We start from the raw sequence: 5,665 nt of genomic DNA, 5'->3' as shown, positions 1-5,665 counted from the left end.
GCACTATGCAAATAGCATGCGGTCCGGTAATAGAATATTGTCGCAATAACTTAGTATTCGATAAACCCATACCGATTATGTATAGAATTTTAATTTCCCTATTAGCTTTCATTGTAGCTTTTTTTTGTCCTTTTATCGCGTCCGCCCAAAACCGGATCGAAAGTACCGGAAATGTAGGGATTGGAACTACCACTCCCGTTGTGAAACTAAGTGTTTATGGACCTTCTGACGATTCAGCGGCTATTTCACTTCAGTCGGGAACCAATAGTCGTTTCTATATACAGCAGGGAGGTGCGCTGTTGAAAATAGGAGGCGTAACGCCCGGTGTTGGAGCTATAAATGTGTTGAATACCGGAAGAGTGGGGATTGGAACGGCCAGCCCGGGATATAAACTGGATGTTCAAAATGGCTCGGTAAATATTGGTTGGGGGGCAAATATTGCATATCGGGCGGGCAGCTATGTGTCCATCGGTAATATGTCTTATTTAAATGCTCCTTACATCGCATTTAATGCATTTCTAACCACTTCTGATATACCAACCAGCAAGAATCTGTTCACTCCCACTTATAACGCAGGAGGAGGTTTGGTAATAAAAGGGGACGCAGGTAACAGTGGGCTGCACTTCTTGCAGAGGAGCTACAATAACGGGATTCCGCCTTACGACCTCAGTTCCTTTACGGAAGTACTAACATTGACTTCTGGCGGTAATGTAGGAATAGGTACAACTTCCACTGGTATTCACAAACTGGCAGTAGAAGGTTCTATCGGTGCCCGAAAGGTGAAAGTTAATCCTTCCGGCTGGGCCGATTTCGTATTTCATCCGGAGTACCGCCTCTCGCCTTTGGAGGAAGTAGAAGCTTTTATAGACAATAATGGGCATCTACCTGAAATTCCAACGGCCAGGGAAATTGCTAAAGAAGGGCTGGATCTGGGGGAAATGGATAAAAAGCTACTGCAGAAAATCGAAGAGTTGACCCTCTACGTAATTGAACAGAATCGAAAGTTGAAGAAACAGCAGGAGCATATCCAGCGGCTTGAATCGGAATTGTCGGCTCTTAAAACGAAAGCACAATAATCATTAAAAGACTGCCTGATGGCATAATATCTATAAATAACCCTTTATCTCATGAACAAAATATCAACCTTTCTTTCAATCGTACTGATGATAATCGTAGCCACTCTAGCAGCAAAAGCTCAGAATCATTTTCCGTCAACGGGTAATGTAGGATTGGGAACAACAACTCCACCTAAAAGGCTGACACTGGATCTTGGTTCAACCAGGGACGGCATTTATCTGTTTAGTGATGGTGACTATTCTGCCTATTCAGATATTAGTTTTAACATAAAGAATCCGGCTTCAATACCTACTGGTAACGTTTTGAATTGGGTAATTTCTCATCGGAAAGACGGATATTTTTCAGGTGGTGGTGCCCTGTCTTCCCTGGAGTTCTACGGCTTGCGACAGGGTGGAGGTTATGTTACGCCCTTAATCTTCAAACCAACCGGCGATATTCTCATCGCCTCAGCATTCAACACCGCCAGAAGCGGTAACGTAGGCATTGGCTTGACTGCTCCTTCCGAGAAATTGCATGTTAACGGCAATATCATGGTGGGTATTGGGCAATACATCGGAACAGCGTTTAGCTACCAGTTTCCCTACGATGGTAAGAACCAGCCGCATTACGGGATGCAATGGACGCATGATTCCTGGAACACGAATGGGCCCACCCTATGGACAGCAGCATATGGAGGAATGAAGTTCTTTGTCGCCGGTTCTTTAAAAATGGTAGTCAATAGCGCGGGGAATGTTGGTATTGGCACAACCTCTCCGCAGGCAAAACTTGCTGTGAATGGCGATATCTTTTCCAGGAAGGTGAAGGTTACACAGGCGGGATGGGCGGATTTTGTATTTGAACCGGAGTATAAGCTGTTACCGTTGCACAAAGTAGAGCAGTACATCAGAAAAAATAAGCATCTACCGGATATCCCATCTGCCAAAGAGGTGGAAGACAGCGGATTGGATCTAGGGGAAATGAACAGGAAGCTGTTGCAGAAAATCGAAGAGCAGATGTTGTATATCATTGAGTTAAACAAGACAGTTAAAGCGCAAGGGGAGCGCATCGAGCTGCTAGAGAAATCAAAACATTAAAAATGACCGAGTTATGAAGAAATTTCTTTCCGTTTCCTGTCTGTGTATTGTAGCGGTCCTTCGGACATTTGCACAACCTGATATTGAAAAAATTACCCGAAACAAGATTATTTATCCATCTCCTACTGCCACCTCGCTTGGTAAGTACGGGGAGTTTCCCGTCAGCTTGTATAATGGTTTAGTAAATATCGAACAAGGATTGTTGAATATAAAAAGCGGTAGCTTGTCTCTTGATGTGTCCCTCAGTTACCATTCTGGGGGGAACAAGCCAGCCGATATCCCAGGGTGGGTTGGCCTGGGGTTCAGTTTGAACGCAGGAGGTGTTATCACCCGAGTTGCCCGGGATATTCCGGATGACTTGACAGGAGGTTTCTACGCCTCAATAAACGAAATTAAACCGTTGCTTAATAACTACATTCCAACTGATCCGTTTCTGGAAGCCTATGTTAACCGGTATATGGACATCAATTCCGACAAATACCTATTTAATTTTTGTGGCCGAAGTGGTGAGTTTGTTTTTGACTGGAACCAGAATGTAAAGTTGACAAAAAAGGCTCCCTTAAAAGTACAGGTCAACTACTTATATACATATGGCTTTCAATCATTTGTCATAACTACTGAAGATGGAGTAATGTATACATTTGATCAACTGGAGAAATCCGCATATATAAGACCTGATAATCAGGAAACCTATTATACATCTTCCTGGTATTTGTCCAAAATAAAGAATCTGTCAGGTGATAGCATCGTTCTCAAGTATGTGACCCCTACTAACAATCACCGCTATAAGCGCTACCCCTATCAGAAGTTTGTGATCGCTTATTGGGGGGGGATTCATGAGATCAGCCACAATATTAATAGCGCCTCAATCAATAAGGATTTTGTCATTTACCTGGATGAAATTATCTTCAATGGAGGAAAATTGTCTTTCCCGAAATCTAAACGAAATGATCCCTATTATACTGCCGGGGCTTCGGGAAGTATCATCGAAGAAAAAAAGCTTGATGCCGTTGTATTAAGTGATACAGGCGGAAATGTGTTAAAGCGCTGGGACTTTCAATATATTGAAAACAATACGGAACGTTTGAAACTACAATCCTTGAGATTGAGAGGTGCAGATACGGTAACGGATCAACTGTATGTGTTTTCTTATAACCCCGTTAAGCTGCCTGTTAATACCGCAGCCAACCAGGATCCTTATGCAACAAATAGTGTTGACTACTGGGGGTATTACAATGGAGCGCCCAATACTTCAAACCGTATTCCTCTTACCCAGGTTTCTTCAACTACCTATTATGGAAGCGCTGACAGAAATCCGCGGGCGACAGAGATGAAAGCCGAAATCCTCAGTAAAATAACATATCCAACAGGCGGATATACCGAGTTCGACTATGATCCACATGATTATAGTTCAATGGGGGAATCCTTTTCCTCTCCCCCTGCATTTGAATATCATTGGGATGAGCCAATCGGGTTCGAATTTGAGGATGGGTATTTCCAGGTCGATCCTGCAACGCTTACATTCACACTCACAGGCCCCACATTGGTAAAAGTGTCGAGAGGAGTTCAGCGAACTGGCCCAAATTGTGCATGGATGCCTACCGGTGATTTTGAATCCAACTCGTATGTCTACAGCGCCGGAACCTACAATCTAAGAACAATTTTTAATACCGATGAGTTACTTGCACCAACCAGTTCGGATGTTCACCGGGCGTACGGCACAGTAGAAGTAAGGAGAGAGATTCCAATTGTTTCGAAAATGGCGGGGGGATTGAGGATAAAGAGAATCCGGAATTTTGACGGAACTAAAATTACCACAAGGGATTTCGAATACAAGTTGAGTTATATTAATGAATCCAGTGGGGTCCTTTCCATGTTCCCTACTTTCCATGTCAGAGCAGAAAATCTTTGGCAGAATATGATCGGATTGTACTCAAGTTCAGATCCGATAAACGATATGCCCGAGGGTGCTGCCGTAGGCTACTCCCGGGTTGTGGAAAAATTGGAGGATAGTTCATCCATCGTACATGAATTTACAACATATGACGAGTATCCTGATATTATGACCGATTTTAGTAACGGGTTCTCTGACTACAGGCTTTCGCATTTGATCTCCAGAAACCACTTTAGAGGATTCGAGAAGTCTGTATCTTATTATAATTCCAGTGGCAATATTGTAAAGCAGATTAACAATACCATCAGCCATATCGAGCCGGCGGCGCTTGATATTCCTGCTGTCGATATCAAGCCAACATTCAATATTACTTTCCTCGACTATAACGGCAATTTGAATCATAATCCTATTGCAGGGCTTTTGATAACAAGATATGACATCCCCTGCCGGTATGTTTACAATATGTGCACCGTGGAGGAAACATATTCTACCGACGGCTCAAATTCAATTGTTAACAGCAAGAAGATCTATTATGATAATCCTGACCACCTTCAGCCTTCAAGGATTGAAGTAGTAAAAAGTGACGGAAGTAAGGAAATAACATGTACTACTTATCCCGACGATTATCCTGCAGGGACAGCATTTATTGATTACATGAAGGCCAATAATATGGTTGCTTATCCAGTTGAGCAGGTGGTTTATAAGGAAGTTGGCACAACAAGGACCATTTTATCCGGCAATATCACGAAGTATCGTGCAGAAGGCAAAGGACTGGTTGACCAAATATTAATGTTGGAAACTCCGGATCCTGTTCCATTGACGTCATTTAAATTCAGCAACCGGTTAAGCGGTATATTGCCTCCAACTGGCGCTACATCAGTATTCAGTCCTGACAGTAAATATAAAATACAACTTACTTTCAATAGCTACGATACCAAAGGTAATCCCCTTCAATATACAACGGAGGGTGGCGTGCCAGTCAGCTACCTATGGGGGTACAATGGACAGTTCCCCGTAGCGGAGATTAAGAATGCAACGGCTGGGGATATTGCGTATACAAGCTTTGAATCTGATGGAAAGGGGAATTGGGTTTATAATGGGGCTAGCTCAACAGACATGACGTCTCCCACTGGAAGAAAATGCTATAGCCTATCGGGGGGGGCAGTATCAAAAAGTGGATTGAATTCAGCGAAACAGTATGTTTTGACTTATTGGGCGAAAAGCACATCGGCTGGCAATATCAGCGGGGGCGTTGCGAGCATGATTGATTTGCGAAATGGTTGGTCCCTGTACAGCCGTGTTCTTACGAATGACAGACCCTGCGTCGGTGATCTCCGCCACCACGGATGTACGGCAGACCACCCAGTACTTCGACGGCCTGGGACGTCCATTGCAAACCGTTTCCAAGGGCATCAGCCCTGCGGGTCGCGACCTGGTGGCGCCAGTGATCTACGACGCCTTCGGCCGGGAGCAGTTTAAATATCTACCCTACATACCGCAGAGCGGCAACATGAACGATGGGAAATTCAAGACTTCTCCCTTTGCAGGACAGGCAGCATTTTACAATAACCGCACGCTGAACCCGGGTGTACTGGGCGATACCGTATACTACAGCCGCACC

General features: G+C 44.1%; 3 protein-coding genes and 1 pseudogene. All 4 read left to right on the top strand.

Annotated elements, in window-relative coordinates; translation table 11 throughout:
• Window positions 1-1,076 (top strand): annotated as a pseudogene (locus CCY01nite_RS26470) (hypothetical protein); the annotation flags it as partial.
• A 51-nt stretch (window positions 1,077-1,127) separates the two neighbouring features.
• Window positions 1,128-2,150 (top strand): hypothetical protein, encoded by a 1,023-nt coding sequence (locus CCY01nite_RS26465; RefSeq protein WP_146867589.1) that lies wholly within the window; start codon window positions 1,128-1,130, stop codon window positions 2,148-2,150.
• A 13-nt stretch (window positions 2,151-2,163) separates the two neighbouring features.
• Window positions 2,164-5,523, top strand: a complete 3,360-nt coding sequence (locus CCY01nite_RS26960) for a hypothetical protein (RefSeq protein ID WP_146867588.1) — start codon at window positions 2,164-2,166, stop codon at window positions 5,521-5,523.
• Window positions 5,423-5,665: DUF6443 domain-containing protein (locus CCY01nite_RS26820; RefSeq protein WP_443092688.1), on the top strand; the 243-nt coding region annotated here is incomplete at its 3' end. The genes CCY01nite_RS26960 and CCY01nite_RS26820, both read left to right, overlap by 101 nt.

Origin of the sequence: Chitinophaga cymbidii (genome assembly GCF_007992715.1) — a bacterium.
Lineage (GTDB): Bacteria > Bacteroidota > Bacteroidia > Chitinophagales > Chitinophagaceae > Chitinophaga > Chitinophaga cymbidii.
The sequence above is the reverse complement of the archived record's forward strand: the minus strand, read 5'-3'. Positions and strand labels throughout refer to the sequence as shown.